The following is a 25,827-nucleotide window of genomic DNA, read 5'->3' as shown; positions in this document are numbered from 1 at the left end:
TCACATCACTGCGGCCGGCAAGCCAAGCCGGAAGTTGTTGGTAGCCGAGATCGGGGCTGCCCTGCGTCATCGATGAATCCGTCTCTCACTTTTGATTAGAGATCGTTTTACCGGTCGGCTTGCACTGCAAGCAGACCGGAACGGGCTCTGGCATCAATTGCGCCATGGCAGGAGCGTGCTTATCCGTCAGGGCCTACGCAGCGGTCCGCCGGATATCAGCTCCATGAATTTCATCAGCGACAACCTGGCCGGAGCGAGCGCGCCGGTGATGCAGGCGATGGCGGAGGCCAATGACGGCTTCGCTGTCGGCTACGGCAATGATGCCTGGACGAAGCGGGTCGAGGCCCTGTTCGCGGAGTTGTTCGAGCGCGAGGTCGCGGTCTTCTTGGTCACGACCGGCACGGCGGCGAATGCACTTGCACTGGCGAGCCTGGTCCAGCCCTGGGGCGCGGTGCTCTGCCATCACGAGGCGCATATCGCCGCTGACGAGTGCGGTGCGCCCGAGTTCTTCACCGGCGGGGCCAAGATCGTCGGATTGCCAGGTGACGGCTGCAAGCTCGTTCCCGAAGTCGTCACCGACCAGCTCGCGCGCATGCGGGAAGGCGCCGTGCATCAGGTCCAGCCGCAGATGCTCTCGATCACGCAGGCGACCGAATGCGGACTGGTCTACACGCCCTCCGAGGTCGCGGCGCTGAAGCAGGCGATCGTGCCGCGCGGCCTGAAGCTGCACATGGACGGCGCCCGCTTTGCCAATGCCGTCGTCGCGCTCGGCTGCACGCCGGCAGAGATCACCTGGAAGGCGGGTGTCGACGTACTCTCCTTCGGCGGCACCAAAAACGGCGCCTTCGCCGCCGAGGCGGTGGTCGTCTTCGATCCGGCCAATGCAGGAGAGATACCCTGGCGGCGCAAGCGAGCCGGGCACACGCTGTCCAAGGGCCGGTTGATCGGGACCCAGTTCGAGGGGCTGCTGGCGGACGGCCACTGGCTCGATCTTGCCCGGCATGCCAATGCGATGGCCTCTCGTCTCGCCCGAGCCGTCGAGGCCGAAGGCAAGTTGAGGTTGGCCTGGGCCTGCGAGGCCAACGAGGTCTTCCTGGTGCTGCCGCCGCAGGCGCAAGCGGCACTGGCGGCGCAAGGCGCGCAGTATATCGCCTGGTCTGACGGTGCGCTGCCTGTGGGACAAGAGCTTCAGATGGGCGAGGTCGTTGGCCGCTTCGTCTGTTCCTTCGCGACGCGGCAGGACGACGTCGACCGGCTCGCGGCCGTTCTGGTTGCCGTCTGAAGGCCGAAAAGGCCTATTCCCCAGCGGATTCACGCCGCAAGCGCGCCGCAATCCTTACCGAGAACTGAAGACTGCGAATTTCGTCTCAAGAGGATAGAGACCATGGCAGTCTTCGTTTCGCCCGTCGCGCCGCGCACCCTGCGCCACCGGCTGGCAGGCTTTGTCGTTCTGGCCGCGATGGCCGGTGCGAGCAGCCCGGCTTTGGCGCAGCTCGACGATTACGGCGGCGGCTATGCCCGTTATGGCTACGGCTATGACTACGACGATGATTACGGTCCGCGCTACGATTACGCGCCGCGCAGGGCAGCACCGATCCCGCCGCGGGCAATCGAGCGGACCGCCGTACAGGAGTTCGGTTTGCGCGAGGTACAGCGGACGGTGCGAACGAGCTCGGCCATCATCGTCGATGGCCTCGCGGCGAACGGGTCGCGGGTGCGGCTCGTCATCGACCGTTTCAATGGCGAGCTGATCGACCGCATCGTGCTGCAGCCGCCGCCGCGGACCGTCAGGCTCGACCCGCGCGAGGAGGAGCGTCCGGCACCGAAGAAGCTGACGCCGCGTCCGCCGGAGCGGCCAGCCGCCTTGAAGCCGGCCCAGCCGCCGGCCGAGGCCAGTGCGCCCGCGACCATCGCCCCGCCGTCGCCTGCAGCCCCGAAGCCTGATGCGCCAGTGGCAAAACCCGCTGCCGTGCCGTCGGTCGCGCCGGCGGACATCGGCAAGCCGAAGCTGGTCAACCCGCAGGATGTCCGTGGCGCCGATGAGCCCGATCGTCTGCCGCCTTTGGCGCGAGCGCATCCGAGCGGCATTCCGACGCCGGACACGACCCTGCCGCCCGTGCAGATCGAGGAGATGAAGACAGCGCAGCCGAAGCCCGAGACGTCGATCGCGCCAGTCAATCCGCCGAACTGAGAGCTGCGGGGCGCATAGACAAAGAGCCTCCCCGGTTTCCCGGGAAGGCTCTCGCGTTTCAGGCTTGCAGTGCTTTCACACGATATCGGTTACGCGGCCTTCCTGGCCTCGATCACCTTGGCGCCCTGCGCGCCGATCGGAATCAGGCGCGGCTTCTTGGCCTCGGGAATCTCGCGGACGAGGTCGATATGGAGCAGCCCGTTCTCGAGGCTGGCGCCAGTGACCTGGACGTAATCGGCGAGTTGGAAGCGACGCTCGAAGGCGCGGGCGGCGATGCCCTGATGCAGGACCTCGCGCTTCTCGCTATCCTCGGCGGTCTTCTTCTCGCCGCGAACGGTCAGCGCGTTCTCCTTGCTCTCGATCGAGAGGTCGGATTCGCCGAAGCCGGCGACCGCGATCGAGATGCGATAGGCGTTCTCGGCGGTGCGTTCGATATTGTAGGGGGATAGCTTGGCGTATTCTCGACACTGGTGGCCTGGTCGAGCAGCGAAAACAGGCGGTCGAAGCCGACGGTCGAGCGATAGAGCGGGGAAAGATCGTAGGAACGCATGATTGTCCTCCAAAGGAAGCGACAGTTGATCACCCGCCTCGTCATGAGCGCGGGCTTAAGGGGTAGGCTCGCGCAGCCGCTTGATGGCCTGCGCAGCAATGATCTGGGTTACGTTTTCCAGCTTTTCAAGACCGGGTTCGGCTGGGCATAACGGAGCAATGAGCCAGCCGGAGCGCCAATGACGCAGGCCGAATTCTTTAACCAGCGGGATTATCCGGTGCCCGGTCACGGCAAGGTCTGGTTTGCCGGGGCCAGCGATGGCGCGCGCCTGCGCCTGGCGAGCTGGCGTCCGAGCGTGCGTCGGGAGAAGGGCACGGTCCTCGTCGTACAGGGGCGTGCCGAGTTCATCGAGCGCTATAGCGAGGTGATCGCCGAATTGCGCCGGCGCGGCTTCCATGTCCTGACCTTCGACTGGCGCGGGCAGGGCGGCTCGCAGCGTTTCACCAGCCGGCAGCGCCGGGGACATGTCGGCCGACTTAGCGACTACGAGCGTGACCTCGCTTTGGTCGTGGGGCAGATGCAAGACCATTTCCCGGCGCCGTATTTCGCGCTGGCCCACTCGATGGGGGCGGCGCTTTGTCTCGATGCGGCGCGCCGGGAGGCGCTGCCGGTCTCGCGCCTGGTCGCGATTGCGCCGATGTTCGGGATCAGCATGATCGAGAATCCGCGCGGCGCCCGCTGGCTGGCACGGGTGCTGTACTGGCTCGGCTTCGGGAAGGCCTTCGTGCCGGGCGGCGGCGATACCGCGATCGGCACAAAGCCGTTCGAAGGCAATCGCTTGAGCTCCGATCCGGTCCGCTATGCTCGCAATGCCGCCTTGTCGGCGGCGGCACGCGAACTCGCCGTCGGCGATCCCAGCGTCGGCTGGATCCATGCCGCCTTCCAGCTGATGGACCGCCTGGCGCAGCCGCGCGCGCCGCTCGAGGTCAAAGTGCCGACGCTGATTGTCGCGGCCGGACGCGATCCCGTCGTGTCGACGCCGGCGATCGAGCGCTTCGCGGCAAGGCTCAAAACCGGCTCCGCTCTGGTGCTGCCGACGGCACGCCACGAGATCCTGATGGAGAACGACGCGATCCGGGCGCAGTTCTGGGCCGCCTTCGACGCCTTCGTGCCGGGCGAGGGTGTGCCCGCGCCCGCCTCAGCCGTTGAGGAGGGCGAGCGCGGCCTGGTGCAGCGTCCTGTTGCCGGCGGCGAGGATGGTGCCGCCCTGGGCGGCGCTGCCGCCGTCCCATGAGGTGACGATGCCGCCGGCGCCCTCGATGATTGGGATCAGCGCGACGATGTCGTAGGGCTTCAGCCCGCTCTCGATGACGAGATCGATATGGCCGGCGGCCAGCATGCAATAGGCGTAGCAGTCGCAGCCATAGCGGGCCATGCGCACGGCGCTCTCGACGCGGCCATAGGCGGCCTTCTGCCCATCCACGAAGAGATTCGGGCTCGTGGTCATTAGCGTCGCCTCGGCAAGGTTCGTCACCTGGCGGGTGTGTAGTTCGCGCGGCCCGTTCGGCCCCTCATAGCGCGCCATGCGGCCGTCGCCGGAGAAGCGCTCGCCGGTGAAGGGCTGGTTCATCATGCCGTAGACCGGCACGCCTCCGCGGGTCAGCCCGATCAGCGTGCCCCAGACCGGGATGCCGGAGATGAAGGCGCGCGTGCCGTCGATCGGGTCGAGCACCCAGACATATTCGGCGTCCGCATTCTCGGCTCCGAACTCCTCGCCGAGAATGCCATGGGCCGGGAATGTGCGCCTGATCAGGTCGCGCATCACGTCCTCGCCGGCGCGATCACCCTCGGTGACGGGATCGAAGACGCCGCCGCCGGACTTGTCCTCGGTCGTATGCCTGGCGCGAAAGAAAGGCAGGATCGCCTGGCCGGACAGCGTCGCCAGCCGGGCGACGAACTCAGCGAAATCGACCGCGCTCATCAAGGGTTTCCTTCGGCTCCGTCGGCCGTCGTCTTCATGCTGCGGGACGAGCGGGATGACAAGCGCTGCTGGCTCAATGCCGATGGAGTGTGGACGGTTCAGCCCGATGCTGTTCCGCAAGATCGTTCGGTGTCGAGCAAAAATGCTGCAGCAATATGCGCGCGACGCATGCCATTGCCACTGCCAGCGCTTGCTTTGTTGCGATGCAAAGAGTTATTGTGCAGTGCGAAGGGGAGATCGCTTCAAACCTTCGTTGCCCTCCTTGGGCGTTTCCTCCCTAGACTTTGGGCCGCCACGCAAGTGCGCGGCCCTCTTTCTTTGGGATTGCAAAACGTTGGCGGCTGGCCGGAGGTTCACTCCGCCGCCTGGCGCCAATCGTCGCTCCAACCACTCCAGCGCGCGAAACATTCGGCCATGGCGGTGCTGATCACCTGCTGCAGGGCGGAGAAGCCGCTGCTCGGCTCGAGCGTCGCCTCGTTCATGTAGAGCGCGCGGCTGACCTCGATCTGTAGCGCATGCACGCCGGAGCCGGGCGCGCCGTAATGCTCGGTGATGAAGCCTCCGGCATAGGGGCGGTTGCGCGTCACCTTGAGGCCGGCGCGAGCGAAGGCTTCCTCCGCCGCGTCGACGACGAAGCTGGAAGCGCTGGTGCCGAAACGATCGCCCAGGATGATGTCGGCCTTGGCGATGCCCTCGCGATCGAGCCCGGTCGAGGGCATGGAATGGGCGTCGACCAGGATGCAGCTGCCGAAGCTGCCTTGCGTCCGATTCACCAGATGGCGCAATCCGGCGTGATAGGGCCGATAGAGCTCTTCGATCCGCGCCAGCGCACTCTCGACCGGGATGCGGCCCGGATAAATCTCATAGGCCTCGCCGACGATGCGCGGGATCGTGCCGAGGCCGCCGGCGACGCGCAGCGAACGGGTATTGGCGAAGCCGGGCAGCCGGCCCTCGAACATGCGCGGATCGAGTTCGTAGGGCTCGCGATTGGCGTCGAGAAAAGCGCGCGGGAACTCGGCGACCAGCAGAGGAGCGCCGAGCGCGACGGCTCCTGAGAAGAGCAGATCGACATAAGCGTCCTCGGAGCGGCGCAGGGCCCTGAGCGGCAGGCGCGCGCCCTCGACGAAGGCCCGCGGATAACGCCGCCCGGCATGGGGCACGTCGACGATGACGGGAACGACCTGCAGCGCCGGCTGGTAGAGCGTGAACGGCCGTTCGATCTCGGCGATCACGTCGTCCGGGCGGGGAAAAGAGAATCCGGCTGGCTGGGTCATGTTCCCGAACTCAAGCACAAAGCCGAAGCCGATTGAAGGGGATGCCCTATCGTCATTCCTGCAGACGGCCTTCACTGGTTGTTTACCGTAATGTCGCCAAATAGAACTGGCTGATCCAACTTGATGTGTGCGAGCGGTGAGTTCGCATGCACTGGGCTGGACCGGTGAAGCCTGGAATGGCAGGGACAGCCACCCGGGTACGAGGGACGACGAAGCGAGCGAATCGACTTCCAGCCAGACGGGGCGGGGTGGGCTCGGCGCAACATCACGGATGAAGCAAGGCGCCATGACGAAGATTCTCCTGGCCGAAGACGATAACGATATGCGCCGCTTCCTGGTGAAGGCGCTGCAGAATGCGGGCTATGACGTCGCCTCGTTCGACAATGGGCTATCGGCCTATAACCGGCTGCGCGAGGAGCCGTTCGAGCTGCTCCTGACCGACATCGTCATGCCGGAGATGGACGGCATCGAGCTGGCGCGCCGCGCCACCGAGCTCGATCCCGACATCAAGGTGATGTTCATCACCGGTTTTGCGGCAGTCGCGCTCAATCCGGATTCGCAGACGCCGAAGGACGCCAAGGTGCTGTCGAAGCCCTTCCATCTGCGCGAGCTGGTCAACGAGGTCGAGAAGCTGCTGGCGGCGTGACGGCTGGGTGTGTCGGCTTCCTGCAAAGAAGCCGACGAAGCGCCTTGCAAGGCGCGCACACGTCCGCTATAGCCCCTCCACCTCGCAGCGACGCCGCCTTCTGGCCGGTGTCGTTCCGGATGCCTTCGGGCAAAACGGGCGCGTAGCTCAGCGGGAGAGCACTACGTTGACATCGTAGGGGTCACAGGTTCGATCCCTGTCGCGCCCACCATTTTCTCCTTGGATTTCAAGGACGGACGGCCGCCCACCGGGCGGCCGTTTTGCTTTGGGGCTCAGCTCGTTCGCGACGCGATCTGCAGGCGGCTTTCCTCCTGCAGCCAGTCGCGGAAGGCGAGCATGGCCGGGGTCAGCGAGCGCGACTGCAGCCAGGTCAGCCAGTAGCTGCCGAGCGCGACCTCGATCGGAAAGGGGCGGACCAGCCTGCCGTCATCGAAGTAGCGCGAGAACAGCAGTGCCGGCACGAGGGCTATGCCTTCGCCGGCGGCGGCGACCTCGGCGAGCGCGATCGAAGTGTCGAAGACGGGGCCTCGTGCCTGCAACGGCTCGATCCCCGCCGCCTCGCTCCACAGCTTCCATTCGTCGGCGCGATAGGAGCGCAGCAGGACCTGCTCCGTACAATCGACGGGCTGGCGCAGGGCGGCAGCCAAGGCGGGAGAACAGACGGGCGTCATCGGCGCGTCGAACAGGCGCAGCGCCGCCGTGCCGTGCCAGGCGCCGCCGCCGAAGCGGAGCGCGTAATCGAGACCTTCGGCAGCGAGATCGACGCGGTTGTTGTTGGTGGTGAGGCGCAGATCGATCTGCGGATGAGCCTGACGGAAGCCGGCAAGGCGCGGCAGCAGCCAGCCGAGCGCGAAAGTGCCGACTGCGCCGACGTTCAGAACCTCGACCGGGCGCCCGGTCTCGAAGCGTTCGAGCAGGCCGGCGATGCGGTCGAAGCTGTCGCGCAGGGTGGGCAAAAGGCTGCGACCCTCGTCCGTCAGCGCGAGCCCGCGCGGCAGGCGGCGGAACAGCTCGATGCCGAGACGCTCCTCGAGGCCCTTTACCTGATGGCTGATCGCGGCCTGGGTGACGCAGAGCTCGATCGCTGCCTTGGTGAAGCTGAGATGGCGGGCCGAGGCTTCGAAGGCACGCAACGCGTTCAGTGGCAGGTGCGGGCGGAGCATGGCGAGAGCCTTAGATAATCTAATGGCTCTGTAGAGATATCATCGTTTGCGATTAGGCAAGCTCGCGGCGAGAACGGTGCCAGACAACGCGCCCGGTATGCCTTCCGTCCCGCGCGATGACTTCGCCAGGACCGCTTCCCCTCCCGCGCGAGCATGCCGCTCGTGCGACGGCTTCCGCATGGAGAAAACGATGATCCGACGCCGAGATTTGCTGGTCGCCTCCCTGATGAGCGCGCCGATGCTGGGCGGCCTGCCCGCGCTGGCGCAAGGGCGCGAGGATGAGGTGCGCGAGGCGCTGTTCGCGCTCGACCGCAAGCATGGGGGGCGCCTCGGCGTCGCGATCCTCGACAGTGGCAATGGCCGCGTCATCGCGCATCGCGGCGAGGAGCGTTTCGCCATGTGCAGCACTTTCAAATTCGTCGCCGCGGCCTTCGTGCTGGCGCGGGTCGACCGAGGCGAGGAAGAACTCGATCGGCGCGTCAGCTATACCAAGGCCGATCTCGTCACCTATTCGCCGGTCACCGAGAAACATGTCGAGAAAGGCCTCACGGTCGCCGAGCTTTGCGACGCGGCCGTCACGCTCAGCGACAACGCTGCCGGCAATCTGCTGCTCGATTCGTTCGGCGGGCCAAAAGGCCTGACCTCTTATATGCGCTCGCTGGGCGATGACAGCTCGCGGCTGGATCGACGCGAGCTGGAGCTGAACGAGGCGACACCCGGCGATCCACGCGACACCACCACGCCGGTCGCGATGGCCCAAATCCTGCGCCAGACGGTGCTGGGCGCGGCACTCTCACCGGCCTCGCGTCATCAGCTCACCGCCTGGCTGGTTGCCAACAAGACCGGCGACAAGCGCCTGCGCGCGGGCGTGCCGAAGGGCTGGCGCGTCGGTGACAGGACCGGCACGGGTAGCAACAACGCCACCAACGATATCGGCGTGATCTGGCCGCCGGGCCGGGCGCCGCGGATCATCACCGCCTACTACGCCGAGTCGCGAGGGACTTTTCCGGAACGCGAAGCCGTGCTGGCCGAGGTCGGGCGACTGGCGACTTCGCTTTGAACTGCGGGAAAACGTCTCGAAACCGTTGGGTGATCCGCAGGCAGATTTGAAGGTGACGTCAAAACGCCGCTTTCATGGCATGATCCTTCGAATGTCTGCACGGCCTGGAGGATCTGACGATGCGTGCAAGATGGCTGATCGCATTGGGGCTCGCAGCTGCGCTCGGCGGCTGCGTCACCGCAGCCGAGCAGCGCGCCTTCGATGAGGAACGCTGCCGGTCCTATGGCTTCCGCAAGGGAGCGGAGGGCTTCGCCAACTGCCTGATGGAGGTCGATCTCGACCGTTCGGCCTCGCGGCGGGGGCGACTGGAGACTTCCGGCTTCTATGGCCCGTATTGGGGACCGTGGCCGTATCGACGCTGGTGAGCGGCGCTATTCGGCGTCGGCCTGACGGTCCGGTGCCGCATCGTGGAAGGCGGCGAGTTCAAGCGCTGCCGCCTCTGCCCTGCAGCAGGCGCGGGAACTGGGTGACATCAACCTTGAAGCGCCTGGCGTTGCCGAGCTGCGGCACTAAGCAGATATCGGCGAGACTGGGTGCGGCGCCGAAGCAGAAGGGGCCGGGATTGTTGGCTGCGAGCTGCTCGCAGGCCGACAGCCCGTCGACATTGGTGGCGGCCGCCCAGGCCAGCGCCGTTTCACCGTCGTGGCCGAGTTCGCGCAGCCGGTTCAGCACCTTGAGGTTCTGGACCGGATGGGTGTCGCAGGCGATCGCCTGGGCAAAGGCCCGTACCTTGGCCCGCGCGGTGGGGTCTTTCGGCAGCAGCGACGGCTCAGGACGGGTTTCCTCGAGCCATTCGATGATGGCGAGCGACTGGGTCAGCACCGTGCCGTCATCGAGCTCCAGCGTCGGGACCAGCCCCTGCGGGTTGAGCTTGAGATAGGCGGGGTCGCGCTGCTCGCCATGGCGCAGATGGTGCGAGACGTGCTCGACTTTGAGGCCTTTGAGATTGAGCGCGATGCGCACGCGCCAGGCGGCCGAACTGCGGAAATAGCCGTGCAGCTTCATGGCGCCGCCTCCTTGTGGGGGCCGGCTCGAAGTGGCCGGTAATCTCTTTTTACGCAATTCCGGACGCAGAACCGCTACGCACTTCTGCTGGAATGGCTTTTAGAAGGTATAGCCGAGGCGGGCGCCGAAATTCGAGGGGCCGCGCGGGCTGCCGGCGTTGGCGACCGGATTGTCGGAGCAGCCCGTCGTGCTGAAATGCTCCAGCGTCGCGATCAGGCTCCAGCGGTCGCTGAGGCGGAAGCCGAGGGCGGCGGCGCTGCGCGCGCCGGTGTTGCAGCCGACATTCAGGCGGTTCTCAGGGATGACGAAGCCGGTCTTGCCGTTGTTGACGGCGGCGCCGAGGCTCGCCTCGACGAAGAGCGATTGCGAGAGATCGAAAGTCCAGGTTGCGCCGGCATAGGCGTATTGCGTGCCGTTGGCATTGAGGCTGGAGCCGAGATGGAAGCGCGGCACGAAGGCGTTGGTGAAGCGGTCGTTCAGCGTGGCGACGCGCGGTGTCAGAATCTCGCCGCCAAAGTTGAGCAGGCCGCTCTCGCGTCCGCCGGGGTTGGCTGCGCCGAGGCCGAAACGTGCCTCCCAGGCCGGGGCGGGAGCCTCCGTCGCCGGGGCGTACCCAAGCGCGCGGCTACCGCCGCGGTCGGCCTGCGCCAGCGCTGGCGCGGACAGGACCGAAAGGGCAACGAACAGCGACGCGACGCGAACCATGGCGGGTGATTTGGGCTTTCGGCGGAGCTTTTAAAGATTAGAAAAGCGCAGAGAGTGGTGGCTGCAATGTGACGACGCCGTCCTTGTGCACCGCAAAACGGTCAGCCGGCGCGCCACCAGAGTACGCCGAGGATCACCAAAATCGCGATGAACTGCAGCACCACGCGCAGCCGCATCAGCTTCTGCGAGGTGTTAGAGCTGCCGCCGCGCAGCATGTTGACCAGCCCGAGCAGCAGCACGACGGCGACGGCGCAGACAGCGATCGGGACGATAGCGGAGGAGACGTTCATCGCCGTGCTTTAATCCTCGCGGTGGCGCTTGACTAGCACGGCCGCGGCGGCGAAGCGCCACAGCCGATTTGTGACTGGGTTAGCGATAGCGCCGCTGTACGATCAGGTTGGCGGCGATGGTGAGGAGCAGCGTCGCCGTCATCAGGATGAAGGAGATGGCGCCGCCGAAGGGCCAGTTGTTCTGCTGGGCGAACTGGCCGTAGACCAGCGGACCCATGGTCTGAAATTTCGGACCGCCGAGCAGGACCGGGGTGGCATAGGCGTTCATCGCCAGGATGAAGGTCAGAATCGTGCCGGCGAGGATGCCGGGCATGGCGAGCGGCCAGAGCACGCGGCGGAACATTGCCGCCGGCCCGGCGCCAAGGCTGAAGGCGGCTTCCTCGACATTGCGGTTGATGCCCTCGATCACGCTCTGCAGCGTCAGCACCATGAAGGGCAGGTTGACCGCGATGATGCCGATGATCACGGCGGTCTCGGTGAACATGATCTCGAGCGGCTGGTCGATCAGGCCGAGGCCCATCAGGGAGGCGTTGAGCGCGCCCTTGCTGCCGAAGGCGGTCATCCAGCCGGCGGCGCGCACGGCATTGCCGACGAAGAGCGGCAGCACCACCAGCATGATCAGGAGATTCTTGAAGCGGCTCTGCGTGCGCGCCAGCACATAGGCGAGCGGGAAGCCCATGATCAGGCAGATGATCGTGCAGATCACGGCGACGCGGACCGTGCGCCAGAGCACGTTGAGATAGAAGCCGTCGGTGAAGAACTTGACGTAGTTCTCGATCGTCAGCCCGTCGACCATGAACTGGCCGGGAATGAACTGGTTGAGCGAATAGCGGAACAGGATCGCGACCGGGCCGATCAGCCCGATCGCGACGAAGATCGTCGCCGGGACGACGAGCATCCCGGCAAGGCTGGTGCGGGCACCCGCGACAGGTTCGGGGGCGATGCTCACCCCTTGAACACCTTGTCCCACCACTCCTTCATCGCCGAATCGTTCTTGGCGAGGAAGGCGTAGTCGAGATCCTTGATGCGCTTCTCCTCCTCGGGCGTGAAGCCGATGCGCTTTTGCAGGTCGGGGGCGACAGCGAGGCCGGAGACCGTGCCGTTATAGCCCATGTCGACGGCGAAAGCTTCCTGCGGCTCCTTGGCGAGCATGGCATTCATATAGGCGTAGGCGTTTTCCTTGTTGGGCGCGTTCTTGGCGATGACAAAGCCGGAGACATAGGCCGGGATGCCCTCGACCGGCGAGACCGCCTCGCAGGGGATGCCGGCGTTCTGCCATTGCACCACGCGCGCCTTCCAGATCGCGCTGATGCCGACCTCTTCGTTCTTCATCGCCTGGGCGAAGGCCTCGTTGGTCGGGTAGACGCGCGCGCCGGCCTTCTTGACCGCGAGCAGGACCTCCTTGGCCTTCTCAATGTCGTTCATGCTGGCGCCATTGGTGGCAGCCATCGAGGCGGCGATCATGATCGCCTGGTACTGGATGTCGATGAAGCCGATCTTGTTGCCCCATTTCGGATCGAGCCAGTCCTTGAAGCCCGTCGGGGCCGGGCTGATCAGCTTGGGATTATAGATGACGACGTTGCCGGAATAGATGTGCCCGATGCCGTACGGGTACTTCATCGTCGGCAGGAGGTTCTTGGCGTTCGGGATCTTGGCGTAGTCGAGCTGCTCCGTCGCGCCGGCCTCGTTCATCTCGAACATGTTGGCGGCCGAGAAGCCCTGGATGTCGACCGTGCCGCGCGGCAGGCGGCGCTCGGCCACCATCTTGGCCCGGCGCGGCGCGTCGCCGGCCTGGTCCTGCACCACTTCCAGGCCCTTGGGCTTGAGCAGCGGATCCTCGATGTTCTTGGTCAGCAGGCGGGCATAGTCGCCGCCCCAAGTGCCGACCACGACCTTGCCGGCCGATTGCGCCTGCGCCCGCCCGCCGAGCGCCGGCATTGCAACCGCGGCGCCGGCGCCAGCAGCCAGGCCTTTCAGGACATCGCGTCTGTCGATCTTTTTCATATTCGTTCCCCTGTTGGACGCCCGTCGAGATTTTGGGGCATGACGTGGTCCGAAAACCGGAATCCACTTTTCGGCGTCATGCCTTGGCCTCACGCGGATAGACGAGCCCGGCGTCTTCGGCCCAGCCTATCGTGATCATGTCGCCTGGCTTCGGCTCAGCCGCGTCCGGACGGTTGGGCACCTGCAGCAGGATGCGGTCCTGCTCGGTCAGCCGGACGTCGATATCGAGCAGCGCTCCGAGATAGGAGACATGCTCGACCCGGGCGGGGAAGCGATTGGCGCAAGCTTCAGCATCCGCGCCGATGGCAAGGCGTTCGGGCCGGAGCGCCAGCGTGGCCGGGCCGGCTGCTGTCGCTTTGCAACTGATGTCGAGGCCGCCGCCGCTGCGGAAGCGCCCGGCCTGCGCCATCGTGCCATCGAGGAAGGCGCTGCGGCCGATGAAGCCGGCGACGAAGCGGTCGGCTGGCTTCTCGTAGAGCTCGCGCTGCGTGCCGATCTGGCGGACCTTGCCCTTCTCCATTACCACCAGCCGGTCGGCCATGGTGAGGGCTTCCTCCTGGTCATGCGTGACCATGATGGTGGTCAGGCCGAGTTTGCGCTGCAGGTCGCGGATCTCGACGCGGACCTCCTGGCGCAATTTGGCGTCTAGATTGGAGAGCGGTTCGTCGAGCAGGAGAACGTCAGGCTCGACGGCGAGCGCGCGGGCGAGCGCGACGCGCTGCTGCTGGCCGCCGGAGAGCTGGCGCGGGTAGCGCTCGTCGAGGCCGGTCAGGCGGACGAGTCGCAACGCTTCGGTCACGCGCGGGCCGCGGTCGGCCGGCGCGATCTTGCGCATCTCCAGCCCGAAGGCGACGTTCTCGGCGACGGTCATATGCGGGAAGAGCGCATAGGACTGGAAGACCAGGCCGCAATTGCGCTTCCAGGGCGGCAGGTTGGTGACGTCACGCTCGCCGATGGTGATCTTGCCCGCCGTCGGCTGGATGAAGCCGGCGACCATGCGCAAGGTCGTGGTCTTGCCGCAGCCGGAGGGGCCGAGCAGGACGAGGAACTCGCCGTCGGTGATGTCGATGCTGCAATCGTCGACGGCGGTGAAGTCGCCATAGACCTTGCGCAGATGCTCGATTGAAAGCTTCGCCATGTCAGACCACCCGGCTCAGCTTGACGTAACGGTCGGTGATGATCATCGCCGCTCCGATCAGGACGATCTGGATGACCGAGGCGGCTGCGACCGTCGGATCGATCTTCCATTCGAGGTATTGCAGGATCGCGATCGGCAAGGTCGTGCGCCCCGGTCCGACCAGGAACAGGCTCATCTCGAGATTGCCGAAGGAGGTGACGAAGCCGAACAGCGAGCCGGCGACGAGGCCGGGCCTGATGCTCGGCAAGGTGACGCGGCGAAAGGTCGTCCAGGGGCCGGCACCGAGGTTCTGCGCCGCTTCCTCGATGGTGCGGTCGAAGCCGGCCAGGCTCGCAGTGACGAGCTTCACCACCCAGGGAATGACCACAAGGCTGTGGGCCGCGACGAGGCCGCCAGCTGAGCCCATCACCGGCAGGCCGGTCGCGATCTCTGTCTCGATCTGGAAGACATAGAGCGAGGTGCCGAGCACGATGCCCGGCATCACCAGCGGCAGCAGCAGCAGCGTGTTGATGGCGGGGCCGAGCGCGATGCGGTGGCGCATCAGGGCAAGGCTCGCGGGCACGCCGAGCACGAGCCCGATCAGGGTCGCCGACACGCCGACCTGCAGGCTGAGCAGGAAGCCGTCGACGAAGGGCTTGTTGTTCGCCGCCGCCTGGAACCACTTGAGTGAATAGCCTTCCGGCGGGAAGGAGGGGATTTCCTGGCGGAAGAAGGCGAGCCAGAAGACGAAGAACAGCGGCAGCAGGATGAAGCCGAGCGAGAGCGTGGCGGCGCCGTTCAGCGCGATGCGTCCCAGGCTCAGTCGCGCGGCGCTCAAATTGCTGCCCTCTTCATCGGCTCGTGCCCGCTCTCAATGCAGCGTATTCTTGTGGAACGCGCCACCCTTCATGATCAGCGGCAGCTTCGCGCCCTGATCCTGGAACAGCTCCAGGCTCTTGAGCGGATCGCCGTCGACCAGGATGATATCCGCATAAGCCCCTGCACGCAGCGTGCCGAGCTTGCCTTCCATGCGCAGCAGCTGGGCGCCGACCGTAGTCGCCGAGCGGATGATCTCGATCGGCGAGAGCACCTCGCGGCGCAGCAGGAACTCGCGCGACTGGTCGACCTGAAGCTGGCCGAGCAGGTCGGAGCCATAGGCGACCGGCACGCCGGCACGCTTGCAGATTTCCAGCGACTTCAGGCCACCATCGATGACGAGATCGTTCTTGGCGAGCATGTCGGCATTCATGCCGAACTCGGCGGCGCGCTCCTTCATCGCGTAGTAAGCGACGAGGTTGGCGGTCAGGAACATGTTGTTCTCGGCCATCAGCTTGGCCGAGGCGTCGTCGATCAGGTTGCCGTGCTCGATGGCGCGCACGCCGCATTGCGCGGCGCGGGTGATCGCTTCCGGCGTATAGGCGTGGGCGCAGACATAGCGGCCGAAGGCCTTGGCCTCGGTGACGGCCGCAGTGACCTCCTCGACCGTGAATTGCATCGAGTCGAGCGGGTCGTAAGGCGAGGCGACACCGCCGGACATCATGATCTTGATGTGGTCGGCGCCGAGCCGCATCTGCTCGCGGGTCGACTTGATGACGGAGGAGACGCCGTCGGAGATGTTCATCGTAAAGGCCATGGCGTTGCAGCAATGGCAGCGTGCGCCGAAATCGGTGCGCCGGCGCGGGTCGCTATGGCCGCCGGTCGGGCCGATCGCGGCGCCAGCGATGAACAGGCGCGGGCCGGCGATGTCGCCCTTCTCGACCGCTTCCTTGATGCCCCAGTCGGCGCCGCCGGTATCGCGCACCGAGGTGAAGCCGCGGTCGATCATGCCCCTCATCAGGCGGGCGGCACGCGCGGTGGCGAGTGTCAGCGGCACGCTTTCCAGCAGGCGGATATAGACCTCGGACAGCATGACGTGGACATGGCTGTCGATCAGCCCGGGCATCAGCGTGCGCCCACCGCAGTCGATCACCGTAGCCTTGTCGCCCTTGATCGGCTTGTCGGAGACTTCGCGAATCAGCTCGCCTTCGACCAGCAATTCGTGGCCCTTGCGCAGCTCGCCATGGCCTGGCTCCAGCATCGCGAAATTGCGGAACAGGACCTGCGTCATGGCGGCGTCTCCCAACGGTACTCCTGATATATTATGAGCTTCGCGAGCCCTGTCCATCGCGTCCTGCGCGTAACCGCGGGATGGGATCGCCTTTCGCGATTGAAGCCTGGCCGCGCTTCTTCGAAACGCGGCCAGGCTTCAACTCCTTATTCATCGCATTTTCTTCACGCGAACCGGTGCCCACTTCGCTCGAAAATGCTCTAGCCGGCCGCCACGTTCTGCGCGAGAGCCCGGCCACGGACGGGCAAAGAGAGGTCGTCGGCGAGCATGCGGTTGATCGCCGGGAGGCCGTCGAGCAGATCAGGCAGGAAAGCCTGCGACGGCGGCAGGCGCTTGGGCAGCGCATGCAGCGCCTTCGCCATCTGCCACGGGTCACGTGTGCTCGCCCCGGTCTGGGTCGGGTCGAGCAGCACGTCGATCAGGCGCAGATTGTCGGCCCGCTCGGCCCGGATCGCCTGCTCCAGGCGCGGCTGGACGCGCGGCACGATCAGCGCAGGTTTGTCGAAGGAGAGGATCTCGCAGAACGTGTTGTAGCCACCCATGGCGACGACGCAGTGGGCCCGGTTCATCAGGAGTTCGAGGCGCGGCTCGAAGCCGATGCTTTCCAGCTTGGGCAGCTTCGCGATGCGCTCGGTGAATTCCTTGCGTTTTTCCCGTGAGAGGAACGGGCCGAAGACGATCAGCGACGGCAATTCGATCGTCGGATCGGTCTCATAGGCGGAGATCACCCAGTCGATCACGCCGGCGCCGTCGCCGCCACCACCTGGTGTCACCAGGATGAACGGGCCCTTGGTGATGCGCGGGTGCCGGTTCGGCGGCATCGGCGAGGGCACGGCGCGCTTGAGATAGCCGGTATAGCGGACCTTGTCGGCGAAGAGCGCCTGGTTCGGCAGGCCGTCGAGCGGCCGGTAAATGCTCTCCAGCCCATAGACCCAGATGTCGTCGTAGACGTTGGCGAGCACGTCGAGCGCGCCGCTCTGGCGCCATTCCTCATGCAGCTTGGCCGGCTCGTCGAGCACGTCGCGCAGGCCGAGCACGATACGGGCGCCGCGGCGGCGCAGGATCTCGAGCGACGGGATGAGCTCACCGCGTAGGCCGATCGGCTCCTTGTCGACGATGACGATGTCCGGGTCGAAGGAGAGCACCGTCTGCTTGATCAGATCGGTGCGCAGGCGGATCGTGTCGGCGAGTTCGAGGTTGAGATGGTGCGGCAGATAGCGGCCGTCGCTCTGCTTCTCGATGCCGGGAATGCGGACATAGTCGACACCGTCGCCAAACTGGAAGCTCGAGATCATCGACGAGCCGGAGACGATGATCACTGATATATGAGGGTAACTCGCGACCAGCGAATTGGCGATCGCCCGGCAGCGGCGGATATGGCCGAGACCGAACGTGTCGTGGCTATAGATCAGGACGCGCGGTGCATGCGGGCTGCATGGCGGGCGCCGCGCCCCGCTATCGTCGATCAGACTGAGGCCCATGCGAGCGTCGCGTCCTCTGCTTGAAGGTCAGATGGCCTTCGGGGGACGCAAGAACGCACCCGAACTAGCCGAAACCATAGCGCTGCCGGCGCGTCAATCCAAGTCCGTTGCCAGGTAGGTTGCCGCGCCGAAGAGAGCATCGGGACCGGAGAATGCGACGGCCGCATGACCGGACAACCGAGTCAGCAGATTCGTGAGGACATCCCACGCCGCATTGCCATGATCGTGATGGTGCAGCAGCAGGCCGAAGGGCTGGTTCGGTTCCGGGCTCATGCGGCGAATGGCGAGCGTTTGGACCATCTCGGCCAGGAGCTCGCCGGGCTGCCGGCCGACGCGACCGCCATGCCAGTCGATCAGGTCGAGATCGGTGTTGACGAGACGGGGCCCGCCGGCTGGTCCCAGCGCGAAATTGCGGAAGCAGGACAGGCCGGCGAAGCCGAGTTGAGGCAGTTCTGCCGCGACGTCCGGATGGATGCGGTTCCATGGCGGCACGAAGACCGATAGGAAGGCGTCACCGAACAACTCCCGCAGACGCTGCCGCCCGCCAATGACCTCGGCAAGAATCTCGGGAAGCGGCCGGTGCAGGCCGAACTCGCTCTTTTTCTCGCCGGCGGGTGCGTGGTTGCGATGCCAGGTCCCGTGCTGGCAGGGGCGCAGCAGCGGCGCGGTCTCCAGCCGCCTTGCCAGGCTCTCCTGTGCCAGCAGCGGGATCGAGGCCAGCAGCACCGGAATCGCGAAGCGCTCGGCGAGAGCCGCGAGCCGGTCGAGCTGCGTGCTAGGCACGGTCGCGTCGTCGTCGCGCAGCCAGAAATCAAGGCGCTTGCCGGCGGCGGCCCAACTGTCGAGCTCGGCGAAGAGGGCAGACCAGGCTGCATCCTCGGTCACAGCACGGTCTCCAGGACCCTGCGGCCGTGCCGTGCGATGGCAGCATCCAGCGCGCCGGCGAGAATGATGCGTGCGCCGTCGCCATTGCGTTCCTGGCGGGCGAACACTTGTGCTGCCGCAGCCATGCGGGCGCGCAAGCCGGGATCGCTGATCAGCCGCGCGATCATGCTGGCCAGCCCGGCCTCGTCACCATGCGGTGCGAGCAGGGCGGTCCGCTCACGCGCGACCACGGCGGGTACGCCGCCGCTGTCGAGCGCAGCGACGGGAAGCCCTGCAGCCTGCGCTTCAAGATAGACCACGCCATAGGCCTCATTCAGGCCGGGCCAGACGAAGAGGTCGTGCGTCGCGAGCTCGGCGAGGATATCGATCCGCTCGCGCCGCCCGAGGAAGCGGATGCGACCGGGCGGAAAGCCGGCAAAGGCGGCCTCGATGGCGGGGCGCTCGGGGCCGTCGCCGATCAGCGTCAGTGTCCAGCGCAGGTCGACGATGCGGGCAAGCGTGCGGGCGAGGAAGAGGTAGCAGGCGGCCTTGTTGCCCTGGCGCATCATCGCGACAGCGATCAAGCGAATTGGCTCGCCGGCGGCACGCGGTGTTGCGACATGCTCCGGAATCTCCTCGACCTCGAGCAAGAAGGGCGGCAGGTCGATCAGGCGCTCCGGCTCAGGGATGAGTCGGCTCAGGCCCTCCCGGTCGCGAGCCGTCATGCAGAGGTGCAGATCGGCGCGCAGGATCGCCTCGCGGGCAAGCGCTGCCGCCTCCGCCCAGGGCCCATCGAAGCGCTTCTGCGCATCACTTGCCTCGGCGACGAGGCAGGGCAGGGCGAAGTGCTCGACCAAGGCTGGGCCAATCAGATCCGGGGCGCGGTAATGGCAGTGATAGGTGAAGAACAGGCCGGGCCGAGCGTCAGGCGCCTGCCACCGCTCCATCAGCGTTGCGATCACACCTTGCGCCGCGTCCTTGTGGGCGACGAGCAGCGCCGGGTCGGGCTCGCGCAAGAAGCTGCGCTCGGCCGGAATGATCTCGACGGCATGGCCAAGCTCTTCCAGCAACGTCACGAGCTGGCGCGCCATCAGCCGGTCGCCCGAGGGGGCGCCGTCGCAATAGCGGTTCAGCGGCGTGTGGAATGCGATCTTCACGACGGGTCTTGCGATAGCGCGAGCAGGCTTCAGCGATACGGGTCGGCCGCATCACGCAGGCCGTCGCCGAGGAAGTTGAAGGCGAGGATGATGACGATCACCGGGACGCAAGGGTAGAGCAGCCAGGGATAGAGCGCGACGACGTTGATGTTCTGCGCTTCGTTCAGCATCACGCCCCAGCTGGTGATCGGGGGCCTGAGGCCGAGGCCGAGGAAGGAGAGCGCGGTCTCGCCCAGGATGGTCTTGGGGATGGTGATCGTCGCGGCGGCGATGAGATGGCTCATGAAGCCGGGCACGAGATGGAGGCCGATGATGCGGGCGGGCTTGGCGCCCATCAGCTGGGCGGCGACGACATAGTCTTCCTCGCGCAGGGCGAGCAGCTTCGAGCGGACCGCGCGAGCGAGCCCGGTCCAGTCCATCAGCCCGAGGATCACGGTGATGCCGAAATAGACCAGCAGCGGGCTCCACGACGGCGGCATGATCGCGCCGAGCGCCAGCCAGAGCGGGATATGTGGCAGCGACTGCACGATCTCGATGATGCGCTGCACGATCAGGTCGACCTTGCCGCCGTAATAGCCGGCGATGCCGCCAATGATGATGCCGAGTACGAAGGAGACACTGACGCCGAGCAGGCCGATGGTCAGCGAGATCCGCCCGCCATAGAGGATGCGCGAGAACATGTCCCGCCCGAGCCGGTCGGTGCCGAGCAGATAGAGCGTGCCGCCCTCGGGCGGGCAGATCAGGTGGAGATTGCCGGGAATGAGGCCCCAGAACTCATAGGAGTCGGCGCGGCAGAAGAAGCGGAGCTTCTGCGGCCTGGTTTCGTCGACGTCGTATTCGCGCTTCAGGTTCTCCATGTTGAGGCGCTGGACATAGGGATAGACGAAGGGGCCGATGAGGCTGCCTTCGTGGAAGAGACGCAGCTCCTGCCGCGGGGCGCGGATGAAGTCGGTGTTGCGCGTCGTGTAGTGATAGGGCGCGAGGAACTCGCAGATCGCGACCGACAGGTACATCAGCAGGATGACGATGCCGGAGATCACCGCGAGCCTGTGCTCGCGGAACTTCCACCACATCAGCTTCCATTGCGGAGCGAGATAGACGCGCTCCTGTTCGGGCGACATCTTCTCGACCGCGTAGGGTTCGAACGGCGCGGTCGACCAGCGATGTGGCAGCGGTTCGGAGACCGGGGAGGGCGAAGGCGTCGTCACTTGGTCGCCGTCCCCTGCAGCCGGATGCGCGGATCGAGGATGGCGAGCGCGATGTCGGAGATCAACACGCCGATCACGGTCAGGAATGACAGGAACATCAGGAACGAGCCGGCGAGATACATATCCTGGCTCTGGAGCGCCCGGATCAGCAACGGGCCGGTGGTCTGGAGCGAGAGCACTATCGCGACGATCTCTGCGCCGGAGACGACGGAGGGCAGGATGTCACCGATATCGGAGATGAAGAAGTTGAGCGCCATACGCAGCGGATATTTGCGCAGTGCCTTGCCGGGCGGCAGGCCCTTGGCTCTGGCGGTGACGTAGTACTGCTTCTGGAGTTCGTCGAGCAGGTTGGCGCGCAGCTTGCGGATCATGCCGGCAGTGCCACCGGCGCCGATGATGATCACTGGAATCCAGAGGTGCTCAAGCACCGATTTGAACTTGGCCCAGCTCATCGGCTGGTTGAGATATTGTGGGTCGACCAGGCCGCCAATCGAGGTGCCGAACCAGATGTTGGCGAAATAGAGGAAGATCAGCGCCAGCAGGAAATGCGGTATGGCGAGGCCGAGCATGCCGATGAAGGTGAGGCCGTAATCACCCCAGCTGTACTGGTGTGTCGCCGAGTAGATGCCGATCGGAAAGGCGACGATCCAGGTGAAGATGATGGTGAAGAAGGAGACGATCATCGTCAGCAGCAGGCGGTCACCGACGATGTCACGGACCGGCAACTGGTACTCGAAGGAATAGCCCATGTCGCCGCGCAGGAGGCCGGTGACCCACCAGAAATAGCGCTCGGCCGGCGGCTTGTCGAAACCGTACTCCTTCTTCAGGAACTCGACGCGGCTCATATCCGCCTTCTCGCCCTGCGCCTGCATCTCGGCGACCATGGTCTCGAAATAGTCGCCCTCGGGGAGGTTGATCACGGTGAAGATCAGGACGCTGGTGACGAACAGCGTCGGGATCATCACCAGGATGCGCTTGAAGATGTACTTCAGCAGCACGGCTACTTCCCCTCGAACCAGAACGTGTCCGGCATGTAGCGGCCGAAGAAGGCGCCCGGCTCAAAGCTGTAGAGGCCATTGTCCGGCACGTTGCGCAGTGCCTTCGCGATCACGACCGGCTGCAGCGTGGCATTGACCACGCCGATCGTGAACAGCTGCTCGGCGTTGATCTTCAGCATCGTCTGCCAGATTTCCCGGCGCTCCTCGTGCGTCGTCGAATGCCGCCAGCCCCGGTAGAGCTCGACCAGCTCCTTCGCCTCCTGAATGGTAGGCGCCTCGCCTTCGCGGCCACCGCTCTCGAAATACTGGCCCCAGCGCGGCCAGTTGAACTGGGCGGGCGAGGTCGGCGCCAGCGCGTCGGGCTCCATCTCGGCCGCGACCAGCGCATTGTCCATGCCGGTCCAGCCGGACATGATCGTCTGGCCAGCGAGGATGCGGCGGCGGAAGACGTCGAGCTGGCTCGAGCGTGGGTGGATCTTGATGCCGATCGCGATGAAGTCCTGCTTGATCAGGTCGAGGATGTCGGTCTCCTCGGTCGAGGCGCCGGCGGTCTCGATGGTGAACTCCAGGCGTCGCCCATCCGGGAACAGGCGGATTTTCTCGCCGTCGCGCTTGGAAAGGCCGATCTCGTCGAGCAGGCGGTTGGCCTCGGCGAGGTCCGGCGTCATGGTGAGCTGCGCCAACGCCGCATCATAGAGCGGGCTCTCGGGCAAAGCGGTGTTGCCACTCTCCTTGGCGAGCCCGAAGTAGATGACGCGGTTGATGTCGCGGCGATTGATCGCGAGCGAGAGCGCGCGGCGATAGCGCACATCGCGGTTGAGGTCGCGCCAGATCGGATCGATCGCATTCAAATTGGGCATCAGCGCGAATGAGGCGCCCTCGGCCCGCTTCCACAGTTTGACCTCGAAATTCATCCGCTTCGAAGCGCCCTTGAGAAAGGTATAGTCCTCGAAGCGCAGATAGCGGGCCTGCAGGTCGGCGTCGCCGGCGGCTGTCTTGGCGGGGATCAGCGCTGAGCTGCCGATCGTCAGCGTGACCTCGTCGACATAGGGGAGCTGCCGACCATTCTCGTCGATCCGGTGAAAATAAGGGTTGCGAACGAAGGTGAACCGCTCGGCCGGAATCGACGTGGTGTTACGCCAGGGGTCGAGTGTCGGCAGGTCGGGATTCTCCGGCCGATACTGGCGTGAGAAGCGCTCGTGCAGCGAGCCCCAGTCCTTGACGCGGGCGGTCTTGATCTTCTGCTCCAGCTCTTCCTTGCTGGCATAGCGTGGGTGGAACTGCTTCAGATAATGCGCCGGCATGGCGATGTAGAGCGGCTGGGCGCCGGCGACCGCCGGCAGGAAGACCGGGTTCGGCTCCGCCCAGGTATAGCGCAGCGTAACCTCGTCGAGGACCTCGAAGCGGCAAGGCTGGCCGGAGATCAGCATCGCCTGCGGCGGCCCTCCAGGCGAGAGGCGCTTGTTGTTGGCGACGTCCTCCCACCAGTAGCGGAAGTCCTCGGCGGTGAGGGGATGCCCATCCGACCAGCGATGGCCGGCACGCAGCCGCAAGGTGAAGACGCGGCCGCGCTCGACCTCGAAACTCTCCAGCACATCCGGCGCGAGCTCAAGCTTGTCGTCGTAGACGACGAGGCGCGTGTAGCCGTAGATCGTCATCATGCGGATGTCGCGCTGGTCGCCCATCAGCATCCGCATGGTGCCGCCATGTCGGCCGGGCGCGCGACCCATGGCTGCCACCTCGATTAATCGCGGCGATTTCGGCAGGCGCTCGGCGAGCGGCGGCAGCTCGCCGGCGGTGACCTTGGCGGCGAGCGCGGGACTGTCGATCAGGGTCCCGACGCCGGCGAAGCCCAGCCGCGGTGCGACCAGGGCGGCACCCGTTCCGATCAGAAAGCTCCTGCGCGCGATCCGCATCAGGCGAGCTCCCTGACATCGGCACCGGGCTTGGCGAGGACGAGATGGCCGGCGCCGAGATCGAGATGGGCGAGCGGCTTGCCATCGGGATCGGGCTTGAAGCCGGCCGGCCAGTGGCGCGTGTCGGAGGCGCCGCCGGGGGCCGCGAGCTTGAAGTCGAGCTTGCGGTCGAGATCGGCGAAAGGCACCGATTTCAGCAGCGCCTTGGTGTAGGGGTGGACCGGCGCGGTGAAGAGGGTGTGGCGCGGCGCGAGCTCGACGATGCGGCCGTTCGCCATCACCGCGATGCGGTCGGCCATGTAGTTCACCACAGCGAGATTGTGCGAGATGAACAGGAAAGTCAGGCCGCGCTCGGCTTGCAAATCCTTGAGCAAATTGAGGATCTGCGCCTGCACTGAGACGTCGAGCGCCGAGACTGGCTCATCGCAGATGATCAGCTCCGGATCGAGCGCGAGCGCCCGCGCGATGCCGATGCGCTGGCGCTGACCGCCGGAGAAGGAGTGCGGGTAGCGCGAGAGGAAGCGCTGATCGAGCCCGACATCGTCCATCAGCGCCTTGACCCGCGCCTTCTGCTCGGCGCCGTCACCGCGCTCGTGGATGACGAGCGGCTCGCGCAGGAGGTTCATCACGGTCATGCGCGGCGACAGCGACGAGACCGGGTCCTGGAAGATCATCTGCAGCTTCGGCCGGAAGCTGCGCAGCGCCTCTCCATCCAGCGAGAGCAGATCGACGCAATCCTTGCCGTCGTCGAAGCGGATCTCGCCTGAATCCGGCGTCAACGCCCGCATGATCAGCTTGCTGAGCGTGGTCTTGCCGCAGCCGCTCTCGCCGACCAGCCCGAGGCATTCGCCACGCTCGATATCGAAGCTGACATCGTCGACGGCGACGACGCTCGAGGTCGTACCCTTGCCGAAGAAGCGGCTGGAATGGGTCGTATAGGTCTTGCGCAGATGGCGCACCGCGAGCAGGGGCGCCCGCTGCTCAACCGCCTGCTGCGCCGGGGCGGGCTTCGGGGTTGCCGGCGGACGCGGGCGAGCCTCGCGCAAGGCGACCAGGCGTTCGCCCTCCTGCATATCGAAATGCGGCGAGGCCTTGAGCAGAGCCTTGAGATAGGGGTGCTGCGGGCGGCGGAAGATGTCCTCGGCCGGACCGCTTTCCATGATCTCGCCGTGGTAGATCACCACGACCTCGTCGGCCATGTTGGCGACGACGCCGAGATCGTGGGTGATCAGCAGGATCGCCATGCCCATCTCGGCCTGGAGATCGCGCATCAGGTCGAGCACCTGAGCCTGGATGGTGACGTCGAGCGCCGTCGTCGGCTCGTCGGCGATCAAGAGCGCGGGCTGGCAGATCAGAGCCATGGCGAGCATGGCGCGCTGGCGCAGGCCGCCGGAGAGCTCGAAGGAATAGAAGCCGTAGGCGCGGACGGGATCCTTGAAGCCGACGCGCTTCAGCATCGTCTCGATCAGGGCACGCGCTTCCGGCTTCGGCATCGGGCGGTGCAGTTGCAGCGCTTCCTCGATCTGGTTGCCGATGGTGTGCACCGGCGAGAGCGAGGACATCGGCTCCTGGAAGATCATGCCGATCCGCCCGCCGCGCAGGTCGCGGATCTCCTTGCCCTCGGCGGGAAGGGTGGCGATGTCGGTGACGCCATCGGGTGTCTGTGGATCGCGAAACAGGATGCTCCCGCCGGTGATGGCGCCGGCACGCGGCAGCAAGCCCATGATCGCCTGCGAGATCACCGATTTTCCCGAGCCGGACTCGCCGACGAGCGCGACCGTCTTGCCGGCGGGAATGCGGAAGCCGACGCCCTTCACGACATCGCGAGCGAAGCCGTGAACGGTGAAGCCCAATCTCAGGTCGTTGATCTCGAGAATGTTCATCTGCGGCTGACGCCGTCGTCCCCTGATGTTCGTCGTGCCGGATGCACGATCTGCACCGTCATCCGGATCGATTTGCCGCCGAAACTTCCCCTTCCGCTGCGGAGCAGCCTTTTTCCCTCCCGACCGTGCCGTCCTTGTCCTGACTTGATGACGATCTCGTAACGTGGCGGCGTTCCCGGCCGGTTCCGCCTGCTTCGACCGAACTTGAAATCGCCGGACTTGTCGAGTCCCGCGGCATGTTGCGCCGCGTCGTGAACTGCCCACATATGGGGGCAAGCCGGCGGAGT

At 65.8% G+C, this 25,827-nt stretch carries 24 protein-coding genes, 1 tRNA gene and 2 pseudogenes; 8 read left to right on the top strand and 19 right to left on the bottom strand.

Features of this window, described 5'->3' with window-relative positions; translation table 11 throughout:
* Positions 1 to 223: 223 nt before the first annotated feature.
* Positions 224 to 1,282, top strand: coding sequence for a threonine aldolase family protein (locus QO058_RS13130; protein WP_284172472.1), 1,059 nt, complete (start codon positions 224 to 226; stop codon positions 1,280 to 1,282).
* A gap of 102 nt (positions 1,283 to 1,384) precedes the next feature.
* A complete protein-coding gene (locus tag QO058_RS13125) occupies positions 1,385 to 2,191 on the top strand; it encodes a hypothetical protein (protein ID WP_284172471.1) in 807 nt (268 codons plus the stop codon).
* An 89-nt stretch (positions 2,192 to 2,280) separates the two neighbouring features.
* On the opposite strand, the pseudogene QO058_RS13120 reads toward QO058_RS13125, so the two are convergent.
* Positions 2,281 to 2,741 (bottom strand): annotated as a pseudogene (locus QO058_RS13120) (Hsp20 family protein).
* Between the two features lie 25 nt (positions 2,742 to 2,766).
* Here QO058_RS13120 and QO058_RS13115 point away from each other — a divergent pair.
* On the top strand, positions 2,767 to 2,892 hold the full coding sequence (locus tag QO058_RS13115; RefSeq protein WP_284172470.1) for a hypothetical protein: 126 nt from the start codon (positions 2,767 to 2,769) through the stop codon (positions 2,890 to 2,892).
* 27 nt (positions 2,893 to 2,919) lie between these two features.
* Positions 2,920 to 3,975, top strand: coding sequence for an alpha/beta fold hydrolase (locus QO058_RS13110; protein WP_284172469.1), 1,056 nt, complete (start codon positions 2,920 to 2,922; stop codon positions 3,973 to 3,975).
* On the opposite strand, the gene hisN is transcribed toward QO058_RS13110, so the two are convergent.
* Both hisN and QO058_RS13100 read right to left on the bottom strand, forming a co-directional pair.
* Entirely contained in the window at positions 3,880 to 4,662 is a 783-nt protein-coding gene (hisN, locus tag QO058_RS13105; RefSeq protein ID WP_284172468.1) for a histidinol-phosphatase, read from the bottom strand. The genes QO058_RS13110 and hisN overlap by 96 nt on opposite strands.
* 353 nt (positions 4,663 to 5,015) lie before the next feature.
* Entirely contained in the window at positions 5,016 to 5,936 is a 921-nt protein-coding gene (locus QO058_RS13100) for an N-formylglutamate amidohydrolase (RefSeq protein WP_284172467.1), read from the bottom strand.
* A 286-nt stretch (positions 5,937 to 6,222) separates the two neighbouring features.
* Between QO058_RS13100 and cpdR the strand changes: the two genes are divergently transcribed.
* Positions 6,223 to 6,582, top strand: a complete 360-nt coding sequence (gene cpdR / locus QO058_RS13095) for a cell cycle two-component system response regulator CpdR (RefSeq protein ID WP_038363805.1) — start codon at positions 6,223 to 6,225, stop codon at positions 6,580 to 6,582.
* A 136-nt stretch (positions 6,583 to 6,718) separates the two neighbouring features.
* Positions 6,719 to 6,793, top strand: a tRNA-Val gene (locus tag QO058_RS13090).
* 61 nt (positions 6,794 to 6,854) lie between these two features.
* Here QO058_RS13090 and QO058_RS13085 read toward each other — a convergent pair.
* Positions 6,855 to 7,745, bottom strand: coding sequence for a LysR family transcriptional regulator (locus tag QO058_RS13085; protein ID WP_284172465.1), 891 nt, complete (start codon positions 7,743 to 7,745; stop codon positions 6,855 to 6,857).
* Between the two features lie 190 nt (positions 7,746 to 7,935).
* On the opposite strand from QO058_RS13085, the gene bla reads away from it, so the two are divergent.
* Both bla and QO058_RS13075 read left to right on the top strand, forming a co-directional pair.
* A complete protein-coding gene (gene bla, locus QO058_RS13080; protein ID WP_284172464.1) occupies positions 7,936 to 8,805 on the top strand; it encodes a class A beta-lactamase in 870 nt (289 codons plus the stop codon).
* A 113-nt stretch (positions 8,806 to 8,918) separates the two neighbouring features.
* Positions 8,919 to 9,170: a hypothetical protein gene (locus QO058_RS13075; protein WP_432212061.1), complete on the top strand. Its 252-nt coding sequence runs from the start codon at positions 8,919 to 8,921 to the stop codon at positions 9,168 to 9,170.
* A gap of 6 nt (positions 9,171 to 9,176) precedes the next feature.
* Here the strand turns inward: QO058_RS13075 and maiA are convergent.
* The 15 genes and pseudogenes from maiA to QO058_RS13000 form a co-directional block, all read right to left on the bottom strand.
* A pseudogene (gene maiA, locus QO058_RS13070) lies at positions 9,177 to 9,810 on the bottom strand (maleylacetoacetate isomerase).
* A gap of 99 nt (positions 9,811 to 9,909) precedes the next feature.
* Entirely contained in the window at positions 9,910 to 10,515 is a 606-nt protein-coding gene (locus tag QO058_RS13065) for an acyloxyacyl hydrolase (protein WP_284172462.1), read from the bottom strand.
* Positions 10,516 to 10,616: 101 nt separating this feature from the next.
* Positions 10,617 to 10,805 carry a twin transmembrane helix small protein gene (locus QO058_RS13060; RefSeq protein WP_284172461.1) on the bottom strand — a complete coding sequence of 63 codons (189 nt, stop codon included), beginning with the start codon at positions 10,803 to 10,805 and terminating at the stop codon, positions 10,617 to 10,619.
* A gap of 79 nt (positions 10,806 to 10,884) precedes the next feature.
* Positions 10,885 to 11,754, bottom strand: coding sequence for an ABC transporter permease (locus QO058_RS13055; RefSeq protein ID WP_284172460.1), 870 nt, complete (start codon positions 11,752 to 11,754; stop codon positions 10,885 to 10,887).
* On the bottom strand, positions 11,751 to 12,809 hold the full coding sequence (locus QO058_RS13050) for an ABC transporter substrate-binding protein (protein ID WP_284172459.1): 1,059 nt from the start codon (positions 12,807 to 12,809) through the stop codon (positions 11,751 to 11,753). Before QO058_RS13050 ends, QO058_RS13055 begins: the two co-directional genes overlap by 4 nt.
* A 76-nt stretch (positions 12,810 to 12,885) precedes the next feature.
* A complete protein-coding gene (locus QO058_RS13045; RefSeq protein WP_284172458.1) occupies positions 12,886 to 13,947 on the bottom strand; it encodes an ABC transporter ATP-binding protein in 1,062 nt (353 codons plus the stop codon).
* Between the two features lies 1 nt (position 13,948).
* Positions 13,949 to 14,764, bottom strand: a complete 816-nt coding sequence (locus QO058_RS13040; RefSeq protein WP_284172457.1) for an ABC transporter permease — start codon at positions 14,762 to 14,764, stop codon at positions 13,949 to 13,951.
* A gap of 33 nt (positions 14,765 to 14,797) precedes the next feature.
* A complete protein-coding gene (locus QO058_RS13035) occupies positions 14,798 to 16,033 on the bottom strand; it encodes a metal-dependent hydrolase family protein (protein ID WP_284172456.1) in 1,236 nt (411 codons plus the stop codon).
* 200 nt (positions 16,034 to 16,233) lie between these two features.
* Positions 16,234 to 17,514 carry a glycosyltransferase family protein gene (locus QO058_RS13030; protein ID WP_284172455.1) on the bottom strand — a complete coding sequence of 427 codons (1,281 nt, stop codon included), beginning with the start codon at positions 17,512 to 17,514 and terminating at the stop codon, positions 16,234 to 16,236.
* A gap of 93 nt (positions 17,515 to 17,607) precedes the next feature.
* The gene (locus QO058_RS13025; RefSeq protein WP_284172454.1) at positions 17,608 to 18,399 is read right to left on the bottom strand and encodes a polysaccharide deacetylase family protein; all 792 of its coding nucleotides are present in this window, start codon (positions 18,397 to 18,399) and stop codon (positions 17,608 to 17,610) included.
* Positions 18,396 to 19,535, bottom strand: coding sequence for a glycosyltransferase family 4 protein (locus QO058_RS13020; protein WP_284172453.1), 1,140 nt, complete (start codon positions 19,533 to 19,535; stop codon positions 18,396 to 18,398). Before QO058_RS13020 ends, QO058_RS13025 begins: the two co-directional genes overlap by 4 nt.
* 29 nt (positions 19,536 to 19,564) lie before the next feature.
* Positions 19,565 to 20,743: an ABC transporter permease gene (locus QO058_RS13015; RefSeq protein WP_284172452.1), complete on the bottom strand. Its 1,179-nt coding sequence runs from the start codon at positions 20,741 to 20,743 to the stop codon at positions 19,565 to 19,567.
* A complete protein-coding gene (locus QO058_RS13010; protein ID WP_284172882.1) occupies positions 20,740 to 21,738 on the bottom strand; it encodes an ABC transporter permease in 999 nt (332 codons plus the stop codon). The genes QO058_RS13015 and QO058_RS13010 overlap by 4 nt, the downstream gene beginning before the upstream one ends.
* A 5-nt stretch (positions 21,739 to 21,743) precedes the next feature.
* Complete coding sequence (locus QO058_RS13005) at positions 21,744 to 23,657, bottom strand: ABC transporter substrate-binding protein (RefSeq protein ID WP_284172451.1); 1,914 nt, start codon at positions 23,655 to 23,657, stop codon at positions 21,744 to 21,746.
* Positions 23,657 to 25,540 carry an ABC transporter ATP-binding protein gene (locus QO058_RS13000; protein ID WP_284172450.1) on the bottom strand — a complete coding sequence of 628 codons (1,884 nt, stop codon included), beginning with the start codon at positions 25,538 to 25,540 and terminating at the stop codon, positions 23,657 to 23,659. Before QO058_RS13000 ends, QO058_RS13005 begins: the two co-directional genes overlap by 1 nt.
* Between the last annotated feature and the right edge of the window lie 287 nt (positions 25,541 to 25,827).

The sequence above is a fragment of the Bosea vestrisii genome (assembly GCF_030144325.1).
In the GTDB taxonomy this organism is placed as follows: Bacteria; Pseudomonadota; Alphaproteobacteria; order Rhizobiales; family Beijerinckiaceae; genus Allobosea; species Allobosea vestrisii_A.
This window is presented reverse-complemented; position numbering and strand designations above follow the sequence as displayed.